20 protein-coding genes and 1 rRNA gene are annotated in these 21,979 nt (G+C 58.0%); 11 read left to right on the top strand and 10 right to left on the bottom strand.

Annotated elements, in window-relative coordinates; translation table 11 throughout:
* Positions 1 to 167: 167 nt before the first annotated feature.
* Positions 168 to 1,704, bottom strand: a 16S ribosomal RNA gene (locus ACP26L_RS31045).
* A gap of 596 nt (positions 1,705 to 2,300) precedes the next feature.
* On the opposite strand from ACP26L_RS31045, the gene ACP26L_RS31050 reads away from it, so the two are divergent.
* The 3 genes from ACP26L_RS31050 to ACP26L_RS31060 all read left to right on the top strand — a co-directional run bounded on the left by ACP26L_RS31050 (position 2,301) and on the right by ACP26L_RS31060 (position 5,009).
* On the top strand, positions 2,301 to 3,050 hold the full coding sequence (locus ACP26L_RS31050) for an ABC transporter ATP-binding protein (protein WP_426449363.1): 750 nt from the start codon (positions 2,301 to 2,303) through the stop codon (positions 3,048 to 3,050).
* Positions 3,047 to 4,291 carry an ABC transporter permease gene (locus tag ACP26L_RS31055; RefSeq protein ID WP_426449365.1) on the top strand — a complete coding sequence of 415 codons (1,245 nt, stop codon included), beginning with the start codon at positions 3,047 to 3,049 and terminating at the stop codon, positions 4,289 to 4,291. Before ACP26L_RS31050 ends, ACP26L_RS31055 begins: the two co-directional genes overlap by 4 nt.
* Before the next feature lie 223 nt (positions 4,292 to 4,514).
* On the top strand, positions 4,515 to 5,009 hold the full coding sequence (locus ACP26L_RS31060; RefSeq protein WP_426449367.1) for a hypothetical protein: 495 nt from the start codon (positions 4,515 to 4,517) through the stop codon (positions 5,007 to 5,009).
* A gap of 25 nt (positions 5,010 to 5,034) precedes the next feature.
* On the opposite strand, the gene ACP26L_RS31065 is transcribed toward ACP26L_RS31060, so the two are convergent.
* From ACP26L_RS31065 to ACP26L_RS31080, 4 genes are all read right to left on the bottom strand, one after another.
* Positions 5,035 to 5,463 (bottom strand): thiol-disulfide oxidoreductase DCC family protein, encoded by a 429-nt coding sequence (locus ACP26L_RS31065; RefSeq protein WP_426449368.1) that lies wholly within the window; start codon positions 5,461 to 5,463, stop codon positions 5,035 to 5,037.
* Positions 5,464 to 5,598: 135 nt separating this feature from the next.
* On the bottom strand, positions 5,599 to 6,819 hold the full coding sequence (locus ACP26L_RS31070) for an FAD-dependent monooxygenase (protein ID WP_426449370.1): 1,221 nt from the start codon (positions 6,817 to 6,819) through the stop codon (positions 5,599 to 5,601).
* Positions 6,820 to 6,997: 178 nt separating this feature from the next.
* On the bottom strand, positions 6,998 to 7,789 hold the full coding sequence (locus ACP26L_RS31075; RefSeq protein ID WP_426449372.1) for an alpha/beta fold hydrolase: 792 nt from the start codon (positions 7,787 to 7,789) through the stop codon (positions 6,998 to 7,000).
* Positions 7,790 to 8,041: 252 nt separating this feature from the next.
* Complete coding sequence (locus tag ACP26L_RS31080) at positions 8,042 to 8,983, bottom strand: S-layer homology domain-containing protein (protein WP_426449374.1); 942 nt, start codon at positions 8,981 to 8,983, stop codon at positions 8,042 to 8,044.
* Positions 8,984 to 9,155: 172 nt separating this feature from the next.
* On the opposite strand from ACP26L_RS31080, the gene ACP26L_RS31085 reads away from it, so the two are divergent.
* The 6 genes from ACP26L_RS31085 (at position 9,156) to ACP26L_RS31110 (ending at position 15,913) form a co-directional block, all read left to right on the top strand.
* Positions 9,156 to 9,308, top strand: a complete 153-nt coding sequence (locus ACP26L_RS31085; RefSeq protein WP_426449376.1) for a hypothetical protein — start codon at positions 9,156 to 9,158, stop codon at positions 9,306 to 9,308.
* A 231-nt stretch (positions 9,309 to 9,539) separates the two neighbouring features.
* Positions 9,540 to 10,640: a sugar ABC transporter substrate-binding protein gene (locus ACP26L_RS31090; protein ID WP_426449378.1), complete on the top strand. Its 1,101-nt coding sequence runs from the start codon at positions 9,540 to 9,542 to the stop codon at positions 10,638 to 10,640.
* Between the two features lie 104 nt (positions 10,641 to 10,744).
* The gene (locus ACP26L_RS31095; protein ID WP_426449380.1) at positions 10,745 to 12,289 is read left to right on the top strand and encodes a sugar ABC transporter ATP-binding protein; all 1,545 of its coding nucleotides are present in this window, start codon (positions 10,745 to 10,747) and stop codon (positions 12,287 to 12,289) included.
* A 9-nt stretch (positions 12,290 to 12,298) separates the two neighbouring features.
* A complete protein-coding gene (locus tag ACP26L_RS31100; protein ID WP_013920568.1) occupies positions 12,299 to 13,294 on the top strand; it encodes an ABC transporter permease in 996 nt (331 codons plus the stop codon).
* Positions 13,295 to 13,468: 174 nt separating this feature from the next.
* Positions 13,469 to 14,968, top strand: coding sequence for a phospholipase D family protein (locus ACP26L_RS31105; RefSeq protein WP_426449382.1), 1,500 nt, complete (start codon positions 13,469 to 13,471; stop codon positions 14,966 to 14,968).
* Positions 14,969 to 15,136: 168 nt separating this feature from the next.
* Positions 15,137 to 15,913: a hypothetical protein gene (locus ACP26L_RS31110; protein WP_426449384.1), complete on the top strand. Its 777-nt coding sequence runs from the start codon at positions 15,137 to 15,139 to the stop codon at positions 15,911 to 15,913.
* 162 nt (positions 15,914 to 16,075) lie between these two features.
* On the opposite strand, the gene ACP26L_RS31115 is transcribed toward ACP26L_RS31110, so the two are convergent.
* On the bottom strand, positions 16,076 to 16,483 hold the full coding sequence (locus ACP26L_RS31115) for a hypothetical protein (RefSeq protein WP_426449385.1): 408 nt from the start codon (positions 16,481 to 16,483) through the stop codon (positions 16,076 to 16,078).
* Positions 16,484 to 16,657: 174 nt separating this feature from the next.
* Here ACP26L_RS31115 and ACP26L_RS31120 point away from each other — a divergent pair, with 174 nt between their 5' ends.
* Positions 16,658 to 16,798, top strand: coding sequence for a hypothetical protein (locus tag ACP26L_RS31120; RefSeq protein ID WP_013920574.1), 141 nt, complete (start codon positions 16,658 to 16,660; stop codon positions 16,796 to 16,798).
* Between the two features lie 170 nt (positions 16,799 to 16,968).
* Here the strand turns inward: ACP26L_RS31120 and ACP26L_RS31125 are convergent, their stop codons facing one another.
* The 4 genes from ACP26L_RS31125 to ACP26L_RS31140 all read right to left on the bottom strand — a co-directional run bounded on the left by ACP26L_RS31125 (position 16,969) and on the right by ACP26L_RS31140 (position 20,063).
* The gene (locus ACP26L_RS31125; RefSeq protein ID WP_426449387.1) at positions 16,969 to 17,625 is read right to left on the bottom strand and encodes an amino acid ABC transporter permease; all 657 of its coding nucleotides are present in this window, start codon (positions 17,623 to 17,625) and stop codon (positions 16,969 to 16,971) included.
* Positions 17,626 to 17,649: 24 nt separating this feature from the next.
* Positions 17,650 to 18,258 carry an amino acid ABC transporter permease gene (locus ACP26L_RS31130; protein ID WP_426455170.1) on the bottom strand — a complete coding sequence of 203 codons (609 nt, stop codon included), beginning with the start codon at positions 18,256 to 18,258 and terminating at the stop codon, positions 17,650 to 17,652.
* Positions 18,259 to 18,420: 162 nt separating this feature from the next.
* Positions 18,421 to 19,299 carry a transporter substrate-binding domain-containing protein gene (locus tag ACP26L_RS31135; protein WP_426449389.1) on the bottom strand — a complete coding sequence of 293 codons (879 nt, stop codon included), beginning with the start codon at positions 19,297 to 19,299 and terminating at the stop codon, positions 18,421 to 18,423.
* 35 nt (positions 19,300 to 19,334) lie between these two features.
* The gene (locus tag ACP26L_RS31140) at positions 19,335 to 20,063 is read right to left on the bottom strand and encodes an amino acid ABC transporter ATP-binding protein (protein WP_426449391.1); all 729 of its coding nucleotides are present in this window, start codon (positions 20,061 to 20,063) and stop codon (positions 19,335 to 19,337) included.
* 363 nt (positions 20,064 to 20,426) lie between these two features.
* Here ACP26L_RS31140 and ACP26L_RS31145 point away from each other — a divergent pair, with 363 nt between their 5' ends.
* Positions 20,427 to 21,890 (top strand): CAP-associated domain-containing protein, encoded by a 1,464-nt coding sequence (locus ACP26L_RS31145; protein WP_426449393.1) that lies wholly within the window; start codon positions 20,427 to 20,429, stop codon positions 21,888 to 21,890.
* The last annotated feature ends 89 nt before the right edge of the window (positions 21,891 to 21,979 follow it).

The following is a 21,979-nucleotide window of genomic DNA, read 5'->3' on the forward strand; positions in this document are numbered from 1 at the left end:
GAACAATATCGCAATTCATCACGGCATAGACCGTGGTGGATTGTCGAGGATTTTGAAAGGTATTGCACCTTTCAAAACTGAACACGAGTGAGTGTCCCGCTTACGCGGTTGATGCAGCTTGCGCTGCCGATTTGATCCGGCCATCTTCATGGCCATGATCTCCATAGAAAGGAGGTGATCCAGCCGCACCTTCCGATACGGCTACCTTGTTACGACTTCACCCCAATCATCTACCCCACCTTCGACGGCTGGCCCCCTTGCGGGTTACCCCACCGGCTTCGGGTGTTGTAAACTCTCGTGGTGTGACGGGCGGTGTGTACAAGACCCGGGAACGTATTCACCGCGGCATGCTGATCCGCGATTACTAGCAATTCCGACTTCATGCAGGCGAGTTGCAGCCTGCAATCCGAACTGAGACCGGCTTCTAAGGATTCGCTCCATCTCGCGACTTCGCTTCCCGTTGTACCGGCCATTGTAGTACGTGTGTAGCCCAGGTCATAAGGGGCATGATGATTTGACGTCATCCCCACCTTCCTCCGGTTTGTCACCGGCAGTCACTCTAGAGTGCCCAACTTAATGCTGGCAACTAAAGTCAAGGGTTGCGCTCGTTGCGGGACTTAACCCAACATCTCACGACACGAGCTGACGACAACCATGCACCACCTGTCTCCTCTGTCCCGAAGGAGGACCCTATCTCTAGGGCTTTCAGAGGGATGTCAAGACCTGGTAAGGTTCTTCGCGTTGCTTCGAATTAAACCACATACTCCACTGCTTGTGCGGGTCCCCGTCAATTCCTTTGAGTTTCACTCTTGCGAGCGTACTCCCCAGGCGGAGTGCTTATTGTGTTTACTTCGGCACCAAGGGTATCGAAACCCCTAACACCTAGCACTCATCGTTTACGGCGTGGACTACCAGGGTATCTAATCCTGTTTGCTCCCCACGCTTTCGCGCCTCAGCGTCAGTTACAGTCCAGAAAGCCGCCTTCGCCACTGGTGTTCCTCCACATCTCTACGCATTTCACCGCTACACGTGGAATTCCGCTTTCCTCTCCTGCACTCAAGTCTTCCAGTTTCCGGTGCGAACCGGGGTTGAGCCCCGGGCTTAAACACCAGACTTAAAAAACCGCCTGCGCGCGCTTTACGCCCAATAATTCCGGACAACGCTTGCCCCCTACGTATTACCGCGGCTGCTGGCACGTAGTTAGCCGGGGCTTTCTTCTCAGGTACCGTCATTCGCAGAGCAGTTACTCTCCACGACATTCTTCCCTGGCAACAGAGCTTTACGATCCGAAAACCTTCATCACTCACGCGGCGTTGCTCCGTCAGGCTTGCGCCCATTGCGGAAGATTCCCTACTGCTGCCTCCCGTAGGAGTCTGGGCCGTGTCTCAGTCCCAGTGTGGCCGATCACCCTCTCAGGTCGGCTACGCATCGTCGCCTTGGTGGGCCATTACCCCCCCAACTAGCTAATGCGCCGCAGGCCCATCTATAAGCCACAGGTTGCCCCGTGTTTCATGATTCCGGCATGCACCGAAACCAGCTATCCGGTCTTAGCTACCGTTTCCGGTAGTTATCCCGATCTTACAGGCAGGTTACCTACGTGTTACTCACCCGTCCGCCGCTAAGCACCGAAGTGCTCCGCTCGACTTGCATGTATTAGGCACGCCGCCAGCGTTCGTCCTGAGCCAGGATCAAACTCTCCAATATACCCCAAAAAGTGAAGAATAGCTCTGAAGCTTATTCCGATTACTTTCCGGGGGCCCCATACGGGATTGAAAAAGCTGATGACTCATTTTGAAGCTTGGCAGAAACTCATCGCTGAGTCTCTATATTTAACACTCACTCGTTGTTCAGTTTTCAAAGGGCAATCGTGGTTCTTATCATCGCCGCCGAAGCAGCTCAATCAACTTATCACATCGTCGTCCCTACTAGCAAGCGGTAATTTTCGCTAATGCTTCATACCGGCTTCATTTGTTTCGACAACGTTTTACACTCTATCACAACTTGAAGTTCTTTGACAAGCACTTTCTTTTTCCATTCCAGGGGACGAACCCGCTGATGCAGATCAGTGAATACTAGTAAAGAAGCTGATGCGACAGCGAAAGTTAATTTACCACAAATCAGAGCGGAATTGCAAGTGTCTAATGGTTTCCTGTCCTGCAACTTTGGACCCTTGACGCACCTCCGGCCATTCAGCCGGAAAGACAATGTAGCACAGTTGCATATGGAAGGGCAAGAGTGTATGTTTTCCAAGTAGGCAATTAACCCTAATCATCCATCTATACTGCAAAAGGAGCTGAACCATGGAATCCTTGCTTGCCGTTGAGGAGTTGACCGGCGGGTACAGCCGCCAAAAGCCTGTGCTGCATCAGCTTTCTTTTGAAGTGCGGGAAGGGGAAATGATCGGGCTGATCGGCTTGAACGGTGCGGGCAAAAGCACCACCATCAAGCATATTCTCGGGCTGCTGCAGCCCCATTCCGGCTCCATCCGCCTCCAGGGACGCCGATTGGCCGAGGATCCCACCGCTTATAGGCGCATCTACGCCTATGTGCCGGAGAGCCCTCTTTTATATGAAGAGCTTACGGTGAAGGAACATCTGGCGATGGCGGCCATGGCTTATGGGATCGAAGCAGCCGCGTTCGAGCAGCGTGCCGAAGAACTGCTGGATGAGTTTCAGATGTCCATGTATGCGAACAGGCTGTCGGCACATCTCTCGAAGGGTATGAAGCAAAAGGTCATGATCATGAGTGCCTTCCTCGTGCGGCCGCGCCTCTATATTATAGATGAACCGTTCCTTGGACTGGATCCTCTGGGTATCCGCTCACTGCTGGAGCTGATGGTAAAGGTCAAGAGCAGCGGTTCGGCGATCCTGATCTCGTCGCACATCCTCTCTACTATAGAGAAATACGGTGACCGGTTCCTCCTGCTGCATGGAGGCGTCCTAACCGCTTCAGGTAACATGGAAGCCCTGAGGAATCAGGCAGGAATGCCGGGGGCGTCTCTTGACGATGTATTCTGCCATCTGGTCAGCCCGTTCGGGTGCAAATCATGAAGGCCGAGGCACCTCTTACGCCCCCGAGGACACCGGAAGAACTATGGGTCCGGCGTACGGCCGGTTTCCAAGCCGAGATCAGGCCTTACGTTGTATACGCGCTGCAGAGTGCCGCTCTGGCTGTAGTCCTGCTGATGCTCGGAGCCGGCATAGGCTACCACTATCTGCTGACTTCGGCCCCTCCCTCGTTCCCCTTCCGGGAGCTGGCGGCCTGCATCCTGTTTCCAGCAGCAGCCCTTAGTCCTATCCGGACTTATATAAAAGAAGCCGATCTTATTTTCCTTATGCCGATGGAAAACGAGATGTCCGCCTATTTCGCCAAAACGGCTTCCAGGGCATTCACTCTGCAGTTGATCATTCTTCTCGTGTCGTGGCTTGCCGCCTGGCCTTTGTATGCCCAAGCCGAAGGAGAACACGGCTTCCTTCTGTTTGTCCATATCTTCCTGGTGCTGGCCGCCGCCAAGAAGGTTCTGCTCTACGGCCGTTCCCTGGAGCTCAAGCTGTCGGAGAAAAAATCCATTCTCTTCTACGTGCTCCTGCGGACGGTCATTGCAGCGGGTACGGTGTATTCGATCACGGCGCTCTCCGCGTGGGCGGGAACCCTGGCTGCCGCGCTGCTCCTGCTGTGTTATCTCGCCTGCCTCTATCCTGCCAGGAGACCCGCCGTGAATTGGACCCGCCTTGTCGAACTGGAGAAAAGGCACCGCGGAGTAATCTTCAGACTGCTGAATAACTTCATCGACGTGCCTTCCGTACAAGGCCGTCCCCGGTCGGTACATGCTCCAAAGAAGCTGCTGGGAGCCATTGGCGGTTTTCGCCATGGACCTCGTGATGCCTACCGTTTCCTGTACACGCTCGTATGGCTTCGGTCGGAGTGGTTCGGTATTACGGTGCGGCTGACCCTGATCGGTGTCATCCTGCTGGCTGTGGTCCGCGGCACTGTGGCAGGGGGCATCCTCTATGCGCTGTTCGCAGTTCTGACCGCCCTCCAGCTCAAGGAGGTCCAAAAAGCGTACAGGCACTCGGACTGGTCGTTCATTTATCCGCTGCCGGAGGGTCTGCCCGGCCGTTCCACCGCGGCCGTCGTATTGCGGATTCATACGCTGTGTCTTGCCCTGCTGGCGCTGCCCGCGCTGGGTTCCATGCCGTCCCCCCTATATGCCGCGGGCTGGTTTGCGGCAGCGCTGCTTCTGTCCTATCTCTATTCCAAGCGTAAGCCAAAAGAGCCGAAATGGGGTTGATTCGGCATTACGGCGATGCGCCAATAAGCGTATATCCCTTCCTCTCGGAAGCGGATTACGCTTGTTTGCTCTCGTCATGAAAACCGATTTGTCTATGATCCATATCACATAAAAGGTGCGTTTTTGCTTTAATGCATTGACGTTCCCAAATTCTCCATAGTATCATGGATACCGGCCGCCCGTTTCCTGCGGGGCCGTATCCATAATCAAAGGCGGGCATATCGTGGATCATGTAAAAACCATTACGATTTCCTTGTATCTGTTTGTCATCTACTATATCTCCATGCATATTCCGGCGCTCAAACCGCTCTTCTATCCTACGCTTGGCGCCTTTTCTTATCTGTTCGTATCCAGGGCTTTCGCTGCGAAGGATCTACTAAAACTGATTGTCGGAGCAACGACGGCCTCCCTGCTCGGATCCTGCTTCTACTTCTCCCATGCCGGCGGCGTAGCGTTCCTCTGTACTTCTCTCGTAACGATCTGGATGATCCGCAAATTCCACCTGAACGCTCCTCCGATCCTGGCCGTGGCGCTTATCCCCTACTTCGCCCAGCCCGCCCAGTGGTGGACCGCCCCGGTCTCGGTGATCAGCTCGCTGTCCGGCCTCGTGCTGCTGCTTCTGTTCATGGAGACAGCCACTGCGGGCGCTGCAAGTGCCATGAACAAACTCCGGCGCGGTGGAACACCGGCACCGGAGCGGTTTAATGAGCGGGCTTAGCGCGAGAATCGCAACCATCGCGGCCTCAAGCCAAGAATCGAGCCCGCTCCTGAGGACGCGGCAGCATGCAGGCATCGGTCCGGCCAAACAGGCGGTACCGGTTGCTTGCGATCAGTTTGTAGACGAGATCCCTCAGCGGCCTTGGTACAACGATCAACAAATACAGCAGGCGCCACAGTCCGCCGAGTTCGCGCAGGACACGCAGGCCGGCCGTGGATCGGGTATACAACTTTCCCCCGTCCAGCAGCACGAAGGTGCTGAGCTCCTCCGGGTCCAGCCCATGCTCCGTAAGCACTTTGCGCCCCAGATCGGATTGAATGGCCACGAACCGAAACTTCCCTTCCGGATCCCGCGGCAGAATAAACTGCACGATCTTCTGGCAGAAGCCGCATACCCCGTCATAGAAAATGACGGCATACTCCTGCTTCCCCGTTAATATCTGCTCTTCGTTCATGTCTGACCACACTCCTTCCCCACTCGTGCTTTCCATCGTTCACTCGTCTGCAGTCCTTCTTGACTATCACTATACTATATCCCCCTGGCGGAGGCACATCCAATTACCTTTTATTACCCCAAACCGGCTCATTCCTCACGTTTGAAACCGAAACCGAGAATGAATATCCATCGGTTCCGGCTGCAGCAAGACCCGGCGCTGAAGCCGGGAGACCAGATTCAACCGGGCACCAAGTGAAATCATGACGGGGGCGAGCGACCGCACGAAGGCCGATGAGGCGAACATCACCTTGGCCCCGCGTTCCTGAATGCGATGTACCGAGCGCATCTCCCCGCTTCTGTTCTCCTGTACCCGTCCCAGCCGGGCGGCCGAGACATCGCCATCCTGGATCGCTTCATAGATTACTTCCGCCGCAGCGGCCGCCGTCGCGACGGAAAGCGAGACACCGACCGCTCCCACAGGGGATGCGCAGTGGGCCGCGTCGCCAATCAGCAGGCAGCCGTCTTTGGCCCATTCCCTCACCAGGAATGTCTTCGCTTGCAGCAGCACAAAAGGCTTAAAGTCCCGAAGCTCTTCCGCAAAGGACCTGAAAGCAGGGTGGGCGCCGAGCAGTTCCTGACGCAGTGCATCCACTCCGCGGCTCTTGATCGACTTCCACTCTCCAGGCGGTACAGCCAAGCCTACCTGCAGCAGATCCGGGTACTTGGGCAGAATAATCATCGGGAAACCATCCGTCAGCTTGATCCGCAGCGCCCCCCCCCAGTCTGCGGGCCTGGGCACACTGAACCAGATGAGATCACCGGAGTGGTTCTCATACTCCATCGCAAAACCTCCAAGCCGGCGTACGACGGAGAAGCGTCCGTCCGCACCAACGGTTACCTTGGCCTTCACTGTCAGCTCCCCATCCCGGGTTTGGGCCGTTACCCCGCAGATCCGCCCTTCTTCCTCATTCAGCCCGGTAACCGGAGCATGGAAGAGAAGATCAAAGGACGGAAGCTCGCGGGCCTTCTCATACAGCGCCCCAAGCAGAATGGGCTGCGGAATCCAGAGGGCATAAGGGATTTCCTCGGAGAAACGGTCAAACTGAAACTCGCCAAGCAGCTTTTCTTTATAATAAAACGCTCCGGAACGCACCTTCGAGCTCGGAAGCGATTCAATATACTCTCTCAAGCCCAACTCCTGCATAAGCTGAAGGAAACGGGGCTGCAGCACTTCTCCCCGGTACTCGCGGTCAAAATTATCCTGACTCTCCAGCACCAGAACGTTGATGCCCGCCTTTGCAAGCATCATCCCCAGAATCAGCCCCGCAGGGCCGCTCCCCGCTATGCAAACATCCGTTTCCACCGTATGATTCATGACCATCGCTCCCGTCAGTAGAGTGGCGAGTACTCACCCGGATTCAGTTTCGGATAAAATGAGTGATTACTCACTTTGATTGATTTCAGTATATGCCCCTCGGTCTCCCGCGTCAATGGGTACGCAAACAAAAAGGAAGGCCCCCTACGTTCCCGGGAGCCCTCCTTAAGCGCATGGTTTAAATTAAAGAAGTAAAATCGAGAATGGCCTGCGCCAGTTCGCCCGGCGCCTCCACCAGGCTCATATGCCCCGCGCCGTCGATCTGCTTCTTGGTCGTCTGCGCCCCTTCGGCAGCAAAGGTCTTCTCCGGCGCAATGACCCCGTCTCCCGTACCGGCTATAAGGAGTACCGGCAGCTTCGCTTCCTCGATCACCTTCCGGCGGTCCGGGCGGGTCCGCATCCCTTCCAGTGTGCGCACTGCACCATCCGGATTCGTCTCAAGACCGATTTGTTTGGCTTTGGCTACGGCCTGCGGCATCGTCTCCAAGTGCGCCGGAGCGAACAGCTTGGGCACCAGCCCTTCAATAAAGGCAGGCAGCCCCTGCTCCCGGATGGTGTCCATCGCCTTCAGGCGGCCTTCTTTGCCCTTCTCGTCATCGGGCAGCGGTGTCGAATGCACGAGACCGAAGCCGAGCAGCAGATCCGGGTTCCGTTCGGCCAGCGCGAGGGTAATGTACCCGCCGAGCGAGTGTCCCAGCACTACGGCGCGGCCTATATCAAGCGACTTCAAAAAGCCGGCGATATCTTCTGCGAACGTTTCCATCGCATAGGTGCCCTCAGGTGCGGAAGAATCTCCATGTCCGCGCAGATCCGGAACGATCAGACGGCACCGTCCTTCTAGCAGCGGAACGAGCTCGTCCCAATACGCCGAAGAGCCGCAGAAGCCGTGCAGCAGCACGACAGGCGTCCCTTCCCCTGTATCCCTGTAGGACAGCCGGACTCCGTTTACTTCCTTCACGAGCTTTTCCATCCTATATCCTCCTTCAGTCGTATGCGTCATCTGTTGTCCATCGTAAGGTGCTATTGGATAGTATACCCGTTTTACCCGCCTGCTGGGAACTTGAATCCGGAACCGGCGCAGCCGCCTGTCCTTGCTTGCGGCCTGTATCCACGTAAAAAAGCCCCTGCCTCCCCGGAAGGAGAAACAGAGGCGATGGGGAGGATCCCGGGTGGAACGAATACACTTGCATCCTATCGTTGGCGGGCGTCCGGGATCACAGAATTATTGGGCCTGCTGCTCGGCGGCCGGCTTGTATTGCGAAGAAATGTAGGTCTCGGCCTTCGGCTCCGTGATCACCGTGGCATTCATGCTGCCCGGCGCCGGGTCGGACAGCTTGTAAGTCACAACCGCCCGGCCTTCCGCTTCAAACCGGATGCCGGTAATCTCTATGCCGTAGCCTGACGTCGGCTTCTGCCCCCGCGACAGGACGACCCGGTTCACGCTGTCGTTCACCTTTTCCACCGTCACCTGAACTTCTTCTTGAGGAAGGGGAGCGGGCTCCGGCTGCCCCTGGTGATTCTCCAGGAAGCGGATGGCATTATGCAGCCAAACCGCCGCCTCTCCGCGGGTCAGCTCGCGCTTCGGATAAAATTTGCGGTCATCGCCGACCGAAGCGAACTTGTACAGCACCAGCCGCTGTACAGCGCCGCCCAGCTCCGGGGTGATCTCGCTCTCATCCGCGAAGGCGATATACATCTTGATCAGCGGAAAGTTCCCTTTGGTTTCTACGGCATGAACGAGCAGATTGGCGAAGGCTTCGCGGGTGAGCGTGCCGGCCGGGTTCACATCCTTGGGCAGCGGAACGCCGTTCAGCTGCGCCTTGATAAAGCTGTCCGCATACCAGGCGCCATTGGGCACATTCGTGAAATAGTCCGTGGCCTCGGGCGCCTTGATGAATTTCATGTTATCGGTATTGAGATTAAGGCCCTTGACGAGCATGGCGACGCCTTCCGCATAAGTCGTTGTGCCCTGGGGAACAAAACGGTCCTGATCCACCCCGCTCACCACCCCCCTCTCCTTCAGGTCAAGAATCGGCGCAGCCTGCTCCCCCGACACATCGCTGAAAGCGAGCGCGGAAGAAGATAAGGCAACGGTCAACAGAAGCGCCGCCGACAGGGCGGCCGTCCATGTATAAGTTTTCCATGTATAAGTTTTCTTTGTCATCAGTAACAACCTCTCTTAATTAAACTGTCATTCGCTCCGGAGTTACCTTTCAGACGCAGCATGGCCTGAATTTGTTGCAGTACAAGCGCCCGCAGGAATCCGTCATGAAGCCGGACACCGGCCGCATAAGCTGGATAGTGAACCTACATCCAGGTGAAAGCGAGGGATTCCCATGCCTGAACTGCTGTTTCAAGCGGCCCTGCTCATCATTATCATCCGCTCGGTCTACATGACCTTCTCCTTGGCCCAGCGTCCCAAGAAACCTTGGCTTGATCTCCTGCATTATATCTCTGTAGCTATCGCAGCGCTAACCTTTCTCCTATAAGTAACCCGTAGGCGGATTCCTGTGATGAGATTGTGTAGTTGTTCGTTATGGCGCCCCCCTAAGCCCGTGAAGGCTCAGCCTGTACGGGCTTTTTGGCATGGAATTTACCGGATTCCGACAAAATTCGCCTAAGGGATTGACCAACGGTTGGGTGGATGATACAGTACTATTACCAGTAATTCCATTGGAATTATGATATAAACTGAGACAGGAAATGGGGAGGAATCATTCATGCGTTTCTGGAAAAAAAGCATGCTGTCCGTGCTGACGGTCATCTTGTCCGTGAGCCTCGCAGCCTGCGGCACCGCCAAGCCGGCGGCCGAGGGCACCACAGCCGGTGAGAACACATCGGCCGGCGCCAACACGGCTAACCCGCTGGCAGGCAAAAAAATCGCTCTGATCATGCAGATCAACCTCGGGACCTTCTCGGCCCAATACATTGAAGGCGTCAAAGAGCAGGTAGAGAAACTCGGCGGCAAAGTGACCGTCACCCCTGCCGACGGCGACCTCGCCAAGATGTCCTCCAACCTGGATGCGGCGATCAACCAGAAAGTGGACGGCATCCTGATCGACCACGGTACGGCGGAAGCCCTCGAAGCCGGCGTGAAGAAAGCGATCGAGCGCAAGATTCCGGTTGTGGCCTTCGACGGCGATATCAACGTGCCGGGCGTCACTGTTCTTCAGCAGGATGATGCGAAGATGGCGGAAGCCACCCTCGAGCGCCTCGCTTCCGATATCGGCGGCAAGGGCAGCATCGTGAAGATCTGGGTTGCCGGCTTTGCTCCGATGGAACGCCGCCAGATCGCGTACAAGGCATTCCAGGACAAGTATAAGGACATCAAAGAAGTCGCCGCTTTCGGCGCCGCTTCCCAGAATACGGCGCTGGACACGCAGGCACAGATGGAAGCCATCCTGAAGAAGTATCCGAACAAAGGTGATATCTCCGCCGTCTGGGCTTCCTGGGATGAGTTCGCCAAAGGCGCTGCCCGCGCCATCCAGCAGGCAGGCCGTACCGAAATCAAAGTCTACGGCATTGACATGAGCGATGAGGATCTGCAGATGATCCAGGATCCGAACAGCCCATGGATCGCATCCTCCGCCGTGGATCCTAAGGATATCGGACGCATTCAGGTCCGCTATCTGTACCAGAAGCTGCACGGCGACCAAACGCCGGACAAGGTCGTCCTCGAGCCGGTCTTCGTCGCCCGTGACCAGTTGCCGAAGGAACAGATCTCCACGGCTCAGCTCAGTGAGCACGTCAAAGGCTGGGGCAACAGCCAGCAGGGATACACCGACTGGCTCAAAGCGGCCGAAACGCCTGCTGCGAAGTAATGACACCATCCCACCGGCACCGCTCCGGTGGGATTTTGCTTATCACGGCCGGCGGTCCTGCCGCCGGTCCACCGCCATACCGATGAAGGGAGCGTACTCCATCCATGACCGTAACGTCCAATGACCGGCTTCCGCACCAGAACCCTCTTCCCACGGAAGGCCTGCTGATGATGAAGTCCATCACGAAATCGTTCCCCGGCGTACTGGCCCTCCAGAGCGTCGACTTCGACGTCCGGCCGGGCGAGATCCACGCCCTGCTCGGCGCGAACGGGGCGGGCAAAAGCACGCTCATGAAAGTGCTGTCCGGAGCCTATGTCCCTGACAGCGGCGAAGTGCGCATCGGAGAACGCCGTCTAGCCGTCCAGGCTCCCATCGACGCCATTCGGAGTGGCATTCAATGCGTGTACCAAGAAGTAGACACGGCCTTGGTGCCGACGCTCTCTGTTGCAGAGAACATCATGCTCGACCGCCTGACCTCCGGGCCCGGCTGGCTGCAGTGGAGCGCGCTGGAGAAGGAAGCCTCCCGCGTGCTCGGCGACTTGGGCCTCTCCGGCCTTGACGTGAGGGCCCAGGCAGGCTCCCTGTCCATCGCCGAGAAGCAGCTCGTCCTGATCGGCCGGGCCCTCGCCCAGAAGGCCCGCTTCCTCATCTTCGACGAGCCTACAGCACCGCTCAGCGGCGAGGAAGCCGAACAGCTCTTCGCCCTGATGAACCGGCTGAAGGCCGACGGCGTGGGCTGTATCTTCATCTCACACCGGCTCGGCGAAGTGTTCCGGATCGCGGACCGCGTCACGGTCATGCGGGACGGGCGCCACATCTCCACGAAGCCCGCGGCGGACACGAACGCCCACCGCGTCATCGAAGAGATGCTCGGCAAGCCGTTCGAGGAGGAGTTCCCGAAGGCCGTCGTGCCGATCGGGGACACGGTGCTAGAAGCGCGCGGCCTGTCCTTCGGCACGAAGGTGCGCGGTGTGGACCTGACCGTGCGCCGCGGCGAGATTCTCGGCGTCGTCGGGCTCGTCGGCGCGGGCAAGACCGAGCTGTCGCGCCTGCTCTTCGGCGCCGACCCGCTCGAAGGCGGCGAGATCCGGCTCGGCGGGCAGCCGCTGAAGCTCTCCTCGCCGACGGATGCCGTGCGGGCCGGGATCGCGCTCATTCCGGAGGAGCGGCGCAAGCAGGGCGTGCTCGTCTCCCAGTCGGTGATGAGCAACCTCGCCCTGCCGCTGCTGAAGTCCTTCAGCCGGCTCGGCTTCGTCTCGCGGAAGCGGGAGATCTCGAATGCCGAGGAACGGATCGCCGAGCTCGGCATCCAGCCGCCGCACCGGGAGCAGCTCGTGCAGCACCTCAGCGGAGGCAACCAGCAGAAGGTGGCCGTCGGCAAATGGCTGCCGACCGGCGCCAAGGTATACCTGTTCGACGAGCCGACCAAAGGCGTCGACGTCGGAGCGAAGAGCGACATCTACCGGCTCATCGGCCGGCTCGCCGGAGAGGGCAACGGCATCATCTATTTTTCGTGCGAAATTCCGGAAATTCTCGGCATCGCCGACCGGATTCTCGTCATGAGCTACGGCAGGGTCGTCAAGGAGCTGCAGCGCAGCGAGGCGACTCAGGAGCAAATTCTGTACTATGCAAGCAGCGGGGAGGCTTAATCTGCACACATGAATACGAATACGACCAAGCTGGACTACCTATACCGATACGGCGCCCTGCTTGTCATTGCCGGCGTTATCGTCATTTTTTCCCTTCTCAATGAGAACTTCCTGTCCTACGACAACATGGCGGACATCCTCCGCTCCATCTCCATCGTGACCTTCATCGCGATCGGCGTCACCTTCTCGCAGATCGTCGACGGCTTCGACTTGTCGGCCGGGTCCACGGTATCTCTCACGACGGTCGTCACGGCCACGCTCATGGTCTGGTACCAGATGCCGCTGATCGCCGTGCTGACACTTCCGCTGCTCATCGGGGTTCTGGTCGGGCTGCTCAACGCCCTGCTCATCGTCAAGATCCGTATACCGGATCTGCTGGCCACACTGGCCGTGATGTATATTATCGGCGGCGTCCACAAGACCTACACGAAGGGCTTCTCGATCTACAACAACATGCAGATGACCGACGGCACCAAAGCGCCGGGCAAGTTCACAAGTGAGTTTCTGTGGATCGGCCAAGGCAAGCTGCTCGGCATTCCGGTTCCCGTGCTGCTCATGATCGGAGCCGTCATCCTCGTGCATGTGTTCCTTACCTACACGCGCTGGGGCCGCCAGATGTATGTGACCGGCGGCAACCGGGAAGCGGCCCGGCTCTCCGGGATCGCCGTGAACCGGGTCCGCACGCTAGCCTATGTGCTCTCCGGCGTGTTCGCCGCCGTGGGGGGCATCCTGTTCTCCGCACGGGTGGGCTCCGGCCAGATTGACGCCGGCTCCCCGCTGCTGATGGAGGCGGTGGCCGCCGTATTCGTCGGCTACTCCGTGCTTGGAGCGGGCAAGCCGAACGTCATCGGCACCTTCTTCGGCGCCGTCCTGATCGGCGTGCTGCTCAACGGCCTGACAATGCTGAACCTCCCTTACTACGCCTTCGATATCATCAAAGGCGCGGTGCTGGTGGCAGCTCTCGCCGCAACATTCATTCACCTGTCCCGGCGCAGGTCTTCCTAGTCTCTATCTGGTAAACCAAAGCGGAGCGGTCCATGCGGCCCTCCGTTTTTTGCTGCCCCCACTTGTGTCCGAACTCCAGTCTGCTGCTATCCCCTCGCTCGCCTGCTGCTTCATTCGTCCGTCTTTTGCTTTAAATAGGGTACAACCTACTCTTGCAGAAACGGAGCGATAGCCATGGCCTACCCACAGCCCCCTCGTCCGGCCGGCCGGAAGCCGGCACCAGCCCCGCGCCGTGATACCGAGCATGTCATTCGCTGGATCCTGCGCTCCCTGGCCATACTCCTGCTTGTGATCGTGACCGCCGTGCTGATCTATAACAGCCGCAAGCCACTGCCTCCCGGCCTCTCTTATGAAGGTCCCGTTCACCGGACCGATTCGGTGGAGTTCCTCTACGATCTGACCTACAAGGACAAGAACGGAGATAAAGAAATGCGGGAGGAAGCTATCCTGAAGCGGATTCTGCAGGCGGTCGACGAAGCCGATTCGTTCGTGGTCATCGACATGTTCCTCTTCAACAGCTATGTGAATGAAGGCCAGTCGTTCCCCAAAATCACGGAACAGCTGACGCAGAAGCTCATTCAGCGCAAACAGCAGCATCCGAAGCTCCAAGCCGTCTTCATAACGGACGAGGTTAACACGTCCTACGGCTCCCATCCCTCGCCCGAGCTCGAGAGGCTGAAGGCGGCAGGCGTGCAAACCGTCGTCACGGATACCGATGCCCTCAGGGACTCTACTCCCCTCTACTCGGCGCTGTGGCGCCTCTTTTTCCGGCCCTACGGGACGGAAGGCCGCGGCTGGGTGAGCAACCCGATGGCCGATACGGCGCCCGACATGACCGTCCGCTCGTACGCCAAGCTGTTCAACGTAAAAGCGAACCACCGCAAGGTCATTGCCACCGAGGATATCGCCATCGTCTCCTCAGGCAATGTGCACGATGCCAGCGCGAAACACTCCAACGCTGCCTTTGCGGTCGGCGGACCGATTATTGCCGATGTGCTCGCTTCCGAGCAGGCGGCTGCGAATCTTGGCGGGGGTGCCTCCTTCCCGGAGTACACGCCCAGCGAGGGGGAGGACAGTGGCGATCTTAGCGTACGGCTGCTGAGCGAAGGGAAGGTCAACGCCCACCTGCTGCACCTGCTCTCCGAAGCCGGCAGCGGGAATACCGTCTGGATGGGCATGTTCTATCTGGCCGATCCAGACGTGCTGAAGGCCCTGAGGGAAGCGTCGAACCGCGGAGCAGAGGTCCGGCTGATCCTGGATCCCAACCAGAATGCCTTCGGCAATGAGAAGATCGGGCTGCCGAACCGCCCGGTGGCCGAAGATCTCGTGAATGGGACGGACGGCCGCATCAAGGTCCGGTGGTATAACACGGGCGAGGAGCAGTATCATACCAAAATGATGATGGTGACCGGCACGAACCGCATGTCGATCCTTAGCGGCTCCACCAACTTCACGACCCGCAATCTCGATGATCTCAATCTCGAGACGGACCTGCTTATCTCCGGCCCTGTGGACAGCGAGGTCTTCAGGAACGTCGAAGCCTACTTCAACCGGCTCTGGGAGAACCGGGACGGAAGCTATACGCTGGATTATGAGGCCTATAAGGAGAAAACATACCCACTCAAGAAACTGGTCTACCAGCTGCAGGGCTGGCTCGGGTTCACTACGTTCTAGCGCAAATATACAGCGTGAAGCTTCGTGTCCTATGGACCGGAGCTTCTTATGCGTTGGCTTGGCATGCCAAACTCCTCCCCCCCATATACTTAGAAGGACATCCGGCTAAGATTCGCTTATCACTTGATAGGTTAAAAGTTGGTATATCCATTCCTTGGGAGGCGCTTTATGAAAACAACCATTATCCGCTGGCTGAATATTGCCGGCCTGCTCGCCGGCCTTATCCTCAATTACCTGGCCAATGCCCTGCCGCTGAACAACCTGACCACCGGCCAGATCTCCGCCATGTTCCCTGTGCGGATCACGCCTGCCTCATACGCCTTCTCGATCTGGGGACTGATCTATGCGCTGCTTGTGGCGTTCATTATCGTTCAGCTGTGGCCGGGCAAACGGAACCAGGAGGAAGTCCTCGGGGCGAACCCTTGGTTTCTCGTGAGCTGTTTCTTCAACTGCACCTGGATCCTGCTGTGGCATTACCTCTATACGGTGTCCTCCGTCTTTGCCATGCTGGGTCTGCTCTTCTCCCTGATCGGGGCCTACGTGAATACGCGTCCGGACGGCTGGTCGCCGGACAGGGTGATCCGCTGGTTCGTGCAGCTGCCCTTCAGCATCTATCTGGGCTGGATCACGGTTGCTTCCCTCGTCAATGTTACGATTGGCCTTAAGCTGCTTGGCTGGGACGGCTTCGGGCTCTCTCCGGTGACTTGGACGGTGCTCGGGATCCTGGCCGCCATGCTGCTCGGCCTGCTGGTTGGCTTCCGCTTCCGCGACCCGGCCTATGCCCTCGTCATCGCATGGGCTCTCGTCGCCATCGGTGCCGCCAACCGGGCGGAGACCGTCATCTCCTACACCGCATGGGGGGCAGCCGCCCTGCTCGTGCTCTTCGCCCTCCGGCTGCTGGCCTCAGGCGCTCTTTGGAAAGGCCATGGCCGAGCTTCACACTGACCGGCAAGCACGCATGCATCGTGAATCAGCCCCAAGCCTTCCACAGGCTGGGGGCTTCGTCTTGGGCAAGGGGTCGCATACGCCCGCCTGGAATGAATGACAAAGGGGAGAACCCGTATGGAGGGTCCTCCCCTTGTTCCTGGCGGCTTGAGGCTCTGCCTCCTACGACCGTCTGTGCACATGCGCGCCGCTGCGGCGCAGCAGATCGACCACGTCTTCGTAGGCTTCCGCTCCGATATTTGCTGTCAGCACATACCTCAGCTCCCTGTCGTCTCTTCCGTCCCCGTCGCGGTCGTGAAGAGCGTCATCCGCCGTACGCAGGCCGACATACGCTCCTGCAGCATCCGCTCCGGTATTCACCGCTCCTACGCCGCCGAGGTAACCGGCCCCCGTCGCCGTTCCCGTCGTGCCGCCCGCCAAGGCGAATGGGAGCAGGAGCGGAATACCGCGGTCCAGCGGCTCCGCCAGCTCTCCTACCTCAATGGAATCGACCGGGTAAGCCTGCAGCTTGATTCTCACATCTTCCGCGTCATTCTCGGTATGGAAGTAAGCTTCGATCGGGATCATCATCGCAATCACTCCTTAAAGGTATTGGCTGTACCAATCTGATGCAGGTGCCGCAGCATGTACCTTCTTTTACCCCAGTTTGTCCCTCTTCAAGCAGGACCATCCGGGCCGGTGTACCGCACCCGCCGGAATAGCGCCCTGCCGTTCTTGGCACGCTAAAGCTGGAGGTGATTCATCATGACAGGACGCAACAGCAAACCGAAAAACCGCGGACCGGCCGGCCATCCGGGACGACTCGACCAGTTCGGCGAGAAGCTCGCAGACGATACGGTGTCACGGGAAGCCGCAGAAGCCTGCGATACGGACAAGCGCTCTTAAGGCTTTCGCTGCGCCGCCTTGTTCTTATAAGGCCGATGCGCGTTCAGTAAACATATCAGATAACAGAAGCGAGTTGCCCGCACCCACTTTCTGATATGTCCAAAAAAACCGTCCGGCATCCGGCGCTCCATGCGCCGTGCGGACGGTTTTTGTGCAGCAGCTTACCCTTGTCAAACTTGTCTGGCTTCCAGCCTCTTGGCGAGGATGGACAGCGTATAGTTTACAACGAAGTAAATGAGCGCGCCGAGGATGAAGATGGGGATGACCCAGTTGGCGTTCTTCGCCGCAATCAGCTGCATATTGTGCGTCAGTTCGGCCAGAACGATCACTGTGGCCAGTGAGGTATCCTTAAGCAGCGAGATGAACTGGCTGACCATCGGAGGCACCATTCTGCGCATCGCCTGGGGCAGCAGGATATACCAAAGCGCTTGGGCATAGGTCAGACCCGAGGAGCGTGCCGCCTCCATCTGCCCCCGTTCAATCGACTGCAGACCGCTTCGGACAATCTCCGAAATCATGGCCGCCTCGAAGAGCGTCAGAGCCACAATAGCCGCGTACTCCGCATTCTGGAATACCTTGAGACCGACTTCGGGCAGGGCGAAGCGGGTAAAGAAAATGATGAGCAGCAGCGGCAGGTTCCGGATGATCTCCACCAAGACGGCGAGAACCTGCGCCACCAGCGGAATCCGTGCGAAACGGAGCGTTCCCACGAGCGAGCCGATCAGAAAGGCGAAGATGGTAGAGAAGAAGGCCACTTTAAGCGTTACATACAGCCCCTGCATCAAAAATCGCATATTCTCCGGTGCATAAGCTCCGGTAAAGTCCATTGGGGTTCCTCCTTTCCTCTGGTCTTATCGCGCAAGCCGCTTCTCCAAATAGCGTACGCCGAAGGAGATCGGAATGGTCAGCACAAGATAGAACATCGCTACGAAAATATATACGCTGAATGTGACGAAGACCTGCGTTGAAATGATATCGCCGAAGTACATGAGATCAAGCCCCGCCACCACCCCGAGAACAGAGGAATTTTTGACGAGATTAAGAAACTGGTTACCGAGCGGCGGAATCACGATCCGCAGCGCCTGCGGCAGAATGATATGACGCATCGTCTGAATGTAGGTTAGACCGGATGAGCGTCCTGCTTCCATCTGCCCCTTCGGGACGGCCTGGATTCCCGCCCTGATCGCTTCTGCGATGAACGCCGAGGTGTAGATGGAGAGCGCGATGGTCCCCGCAACGAAACCGTCAATAAAGGACAACCCGAAATTCGGAGCCGCCAGGAAAATCAGAAGCACAATAAGCAGCAGCGGAATATTCCGCAAAAACTCGACGTAAGCGGCGCCGAACCAGTTCAGCGGCTTGACCGGCGAGATCCGGAAAACGGCGATGACCGCACCCAGAATAAAGCTGGCGACCAGAGCGATCAGACTGGCTTTGACCGTGTTGGCGAAGCCCTGCATGTAAGTGTCCCAATGCTCGAATAAGATATTCCACTGGAGTAAGCTCTCCACGCTCTGCCTCCCCCTCCCTATGTATCCTCTCCATCCCCTACGTAAGGAGAAAAGGTAGGACGAAGCCCGGATCCCGGGTCCATCCTACCCCATATTTCAGTCCGGTTGCTGTTATTTCGCCGGCTTTTCCCCGATCCACTGTTCGTACAGCTTGTCGTATTCTCCGCTGGCCTTCATGTCGCTGAGGAACGTGTTGACGTACTTCACAAACTCCGCGTCGCCCTTCTTGATCGCCATGCCGTACGGCTCATCCGTGAACGTACCGCCGACGACCTCGAAGTTCGGGTCCTGCTTCACCATACCGTACAGAATCGCATTGTCCGTAGTCAGCGCGTCGCCCTGGCCCGCTTTCAGTGCAGTGAAGGCATCCTGGTAGTTGTCGAACTCGAGAACCGTGACGTCCGGAGACTTGGCCTTGACATTCGCACCGGAGGTAGCGCCTTTCACCGCAAGCACCTTATTGCCTTTCTTGAGGTCCGTGACCGACTTGATCGCACTGCCTTTCTTCACGAGCAGGGACTGGCCGGCCTTGAAGTAGACATCCGTGAAGTCGACCTGCTTCTTGCGCTCTTCATTGATGGTCATCGTCGCAATGATGATGTCGATCTCGCCCTGGTTCAGCATCGGAATCCGCGTCTTCGACGTGACTTCCTTCAGCTCCAGCTTGCTCTCGTCGCCGAAGATCTTCTTCGCGAGCGCCTTCGCCATGTCGATGTCGAAGCCCTCCACCTTGTTCGTGGCCGGATCTTTAAGACCGAACAGCTTCGTATCGTACTTGACGCCGGCTACGAGCTTGCCGCGGGCCTTGATCGCTTCGAGCGCGCCCCCGCCTGCCGGTGCCGTCGAATCCGCCGGCTTCGTCGTGTCCGCCGCTGGAGTCCCCCCGCCAGCCCCCTGGCTCGTTTCACTCGGCTTCGTACCGCAGCCTACCAGCAGTGCAGGAACCAGACAGAGCGTCATTCCGATCGAAACCCATTTGTTCTTCATCATACTTGATTACCCCTCTCTCTACTCGGATTATGATATTAATGGTGCAGAAGCCGGCTGAGGAAAGTACGTGCCCGCTCCTCACGCGGATTCTCGAAAAAGTCCTTCGGCGCGGAAGTCTCCAGAATCTGTCCCTGGTCCATGAATACGACCCGGTCGGCCACTTCACGGGCAAAGCCCATCTCGTGGGTTACGACCACCATCGTCATCCCTTCCTTCGCCAGGTCCCGCATGACGTCCAGCACCTCCCCGATCATCTCGGGGTCCAGCGCCGAGGTAGGCTCGTCGAAGAGCATAATCTTCGGCTTCATCGCCAGCCCCCGGGCAATGGCCACACGCTGTTGCTGTCCGCCGGAGAGCTGGGACGGGTACACCTTCGCCTTCTCCGGGATGCCGACTTTCGTCAGGTAATGCATCGCCGTCTCCTCCGCCTCCTGGCGGGAGACCCCGAGCACCTTCATCGGGGCTAAAGTGATGTTCTCGAGGACCGTCCGGTGCGGATACAGGTTGAAGTGCTGGAACACCATGCCGATATTGCGCCGCAGCCGGTTGATATCCGTGCGCTTATCGTTAATCTTCACGTCATCTACCGTAAGCTCGCCGTCCGAGATGGTCTCCAGACGGTTGATGCAGCGCAGCAGCGTACTCTTGCCGGAGCCCGAAGGGCCGATCACCACGACCACTTCCCCTTGACCGATGGTAAGGTTAATGTTCTTGAGTACGTGAAATGCGCCGTAGTGCTTGTTCACATCGCGGAACTCTATCATGTTATTCCCCCTTACGCCTCACGATGCAAGCCTATTGTTATGTAATATATATGTTATATGTAAGTAATTATTAATAACATATATCTACAAAAACTATGATACATGGCATCCTCTTTTTTTTCAATGCTGTTTTCATAAATTCAAAAGAGAGGTAATATAGATTTGGCAAACGCTTTCATTGACAGTATTACTGTATATCGCTTTTTAACCTACTGTCAATTGAATCTTTCCCAGGAACTCCGCCATCTCGCATTCTCTCTCCCGGAGCGTTCCACTGGGGGTGATTCCCATAGACTCCGCCCCGTTGGACCGATATCATGTACTGGAACCGAATGGCTATAGAAACCTTAAGGAGGGAACCCCATGAATAAACGATGGATGTCTTATGCGCTTCCCGCTGTCCTGAGTGTCTCGTCGGTCCTGTCCCTGGCGGCCACCGCCTGCGCGGCTTCACCCGCCGCCTTCTCCGATACCCGGAACCACTGGAGCGCCGACTCCGTCAAATGGGCGGTCGGCATCGGGATCGTCGACGGCTATGAGGACGGAACATTCCGTCCGAACCAGACCGTATCGGAGCCCGAATTCCTTGCGATGCTCCTGCGCGCCTACCCGGGCGGCCAGCCGGCTTCCGCCGCTTCCGGCACGCCTTGGTACACGCCATATTATGACTATGCGACAAAGATGAACTGGCCGCTGCTCGGCAGCCCCGACCGCCAGAGCTATAACCGCGGGCATGTCGCCCGTCTGATCGCCGGCACCCAGCAGGGCGCTGCGCTCCCCCTGAACGATTCGATCCGCTTTCTGCTGGATCAGGGCTTGTCGCAGGGCAAGAGCAGCGCCACCGTGCAGGGCTATGCCGCGGCCGATCCGCTGTCCCGGGCCGAAGCGGTGCAGTTCATACGCAACCTGAAGGGCAGCGTCTCTGCGCTGAAAGCCGCCCAGCCCGCTCCCGGAGGGACAGCGTCTGAAGCGTCATCCGCCGCCATCTCCGTGCGCGGCATCGCGATCGGCGACAGCGAAGCTTCCGTGCTGAGCAAGCTCGGCCCGCCGGCCCGCAAAGATCCGAGCGGCTACGCCGGTATGCAGTGGTACATCTACAACGGCGATTACAGCCGGTACATGCAGGTCGGCATCAGCGGCGGCAAGGTCACGGGACTGTACGCTCCAAGCGGCTGGAGCACCGATAAAGGACTCACGGACGGCGCTTCGGGCACCGAGGTGCAGAGCGTATACGGCCAGCCGCTCTCCTACATCCTCAAAGGCAATACCCGCTACATGACGAATTACGGAGAAGGCGAGTACGGCACCTATGAGGAGGCCGGCGCTTACATTACCTTCTTCTATGACATTCATCAAGAAGGCGATGTGACAGGCATTCTCGTCATTGACCGTTCAACCGAACTGGCGATGGCATCCTTCTATCCGCAGGGCAGTGACGCACTGGCACGCGCCTTCGAGCTCCAGAGCTTCGATCTGGCGAATGCCGCCCGTGTCCGGCTGGGACTGAAGCCCTTCGCCTGGAATGAGGGTGCCGCCGCCACGGCCCGGGGGCACAGTGCCGACATGGCCGCCAAGGGCTACTTCGATCACACGAATCCCGCCGGCCAGAGCCCGTTCGACCGGATGGAAGCAGCCGGCCTCTCTTACAGCAGCGCCGCGGAGAACATTGCCGCCGGCCAAACCAGCGCCATCCATGCCCATCACGGCTGGATGAACTCGTCCGGCCACCGCAAGAATCTGCTCAGTGGCATCTCCCAGCTGGGCGTAGGCGTCGCCTTCGGCGGCAAGATGAGCGTGTATTACACGCAGAACTTCCTGACGCCCTGATCCCCCGGATACGCTGGGTTTCGGACCAAGGGCTCCAAAACCACTTTTACCCACAGGAGCCCTTCTTGAAACTCAGTTAGAAAGAAACT

Origin of the sequence: Paenibacillus sp. S-38 (genome assembly GCF_049942825.1) — a bacterium.
Classification (GTDB): Bacteria; Bacillota; Bacilli; order Paenibacillales; family NBRC-103111; genus Paenibacillus_G.

Coding starts and splice junctions, on each gene's coding strand:
- ACP26L_RS31050 (WP_426449363.1), top strand. CDS start 2,301: ATGGAATCCTTGCTTGCCGTTGAGGAGTTGACCGGCGGGTACAGCCGC.
- ACP26L_RS31055 (WP_426449365.1), top strand. CDS start 3,047: ATGAAGGCCGAGGCACCTCTTACGCCCCCGAGGACACCGGAAGAACTA.
- ACP26L_RS31065 (WP_426449368.1), bottom strand. CDS start 5,463: ATGAACGAAGAGCAGATATTAACGGGGAAGCAGGAGTATGCCGTCATT.
- ACP26L_RS31070 (WP_426449370.1), bottom strand. CDS start 6,819: ATGAATCATACGGTGGAAACGGATGTTTGCATAGCGGGGAGCGGCCCT.
- ACP26L_RS31075 (WP_426449372.1), bottom strand. CDS start 7,789: ATGGAAAAGCTCGTGAAGGAAGTAAACGGAGTCCGGCTGTCCTACAGG.
- ACP26L_RS31080 (WP_426449374.1), bottom strand. CDS start 8,983: ATGACAAAGAAAACTTATACATGGAAAACTTATACATGGACGGCCGCC.
- ACP26L_RS31085 (WP_426449376.1), top strand. CDS start 9,156: ATGCCTGAACTGCTGTTTCAAGCGGCCCTGCTCATCATTATCATCCGC.
- ACP26L_RS31090 (WP_426449378.1), top strand. CDS start 9,540: ATGCGTTTCTGGAAAAAAAGCATGCTGTCCGTGCTGACGGTCATCTTG.
- ACP26L_RS31095 (WP_426449380.1), top strand. CDS start 10,745: ATGACCGTAACGTCCAATGACCGGCTTCCGCACCAGAACCCTCTTCCC.
- ACP26L_RS31100 (WP_013920568.1), top strand. CDS start 12,299: ATGAATACGAATACGACCAAGCTGGACTACCTATACCGATACGGCGCC.
- ACP26L_RS31105 (WP_426449382.1), top strand. CDS start 13,469: ATGGCCTACCCACAGCCCCCTCGTCCGGCCGGCCGGAAGCCGGCACCA.
- ACP26L_RS31110 (WP_426449384.1), top strand. CDS start 15,137: ATGAAAACAACCATTATCCGCTGGCTGAATATTGCCGGCCTGCTCGCC.
- ACP26L_RS31115 (WP_426449385.1), bottom strand. CDS start 16,483: ATGATGATCCCGATCGAAGCTTACTTCCATACCGAGAATGACGCGGAA.
- ACP26L_RS31120 (WP_013920574.1), top strand. CDS start 16,658: ATGACAGGACGCAACAGCAAACCGAAAAACCGCGGACCGGCCGGCCAT.
- ACP26L_RS31125 (WP_426449387.1), bottom strand. CDS start 17,625: ATGGACTTTACCGGAGCTTATGCACCGGAGAATATGCGATTTTTGATG.
- ACP26L_RS31130 (WP_426455170.1), bottom strand. CDS start 18,258: ATGCAGGGCTTCGCCAACACGGTCAAAGCCAGTCTGATCGCTCTGGTC.
- ACP26L_RS31135 (WP_426449389.1), bottom strand. CDS start 19,299: ATGATGAAGAACAAATGGGTTTCGATCGGAATGACGCTCTGTCTGGTT.
- ACP26L_RS31140 (WP_426449391.1), bottom strand. CDS start 20,063: ATGATAGAGTTCCGCGATGTGAACAAGCACTACGGCGCATTTCACGTA.
- ACP26L_RS31145 (WP_426449393.1), top strand. CDS start 20,427: ATGAATAAACGATGGATGTCTTATGCGCTTCCCGCTGTCCTGAGTGTC.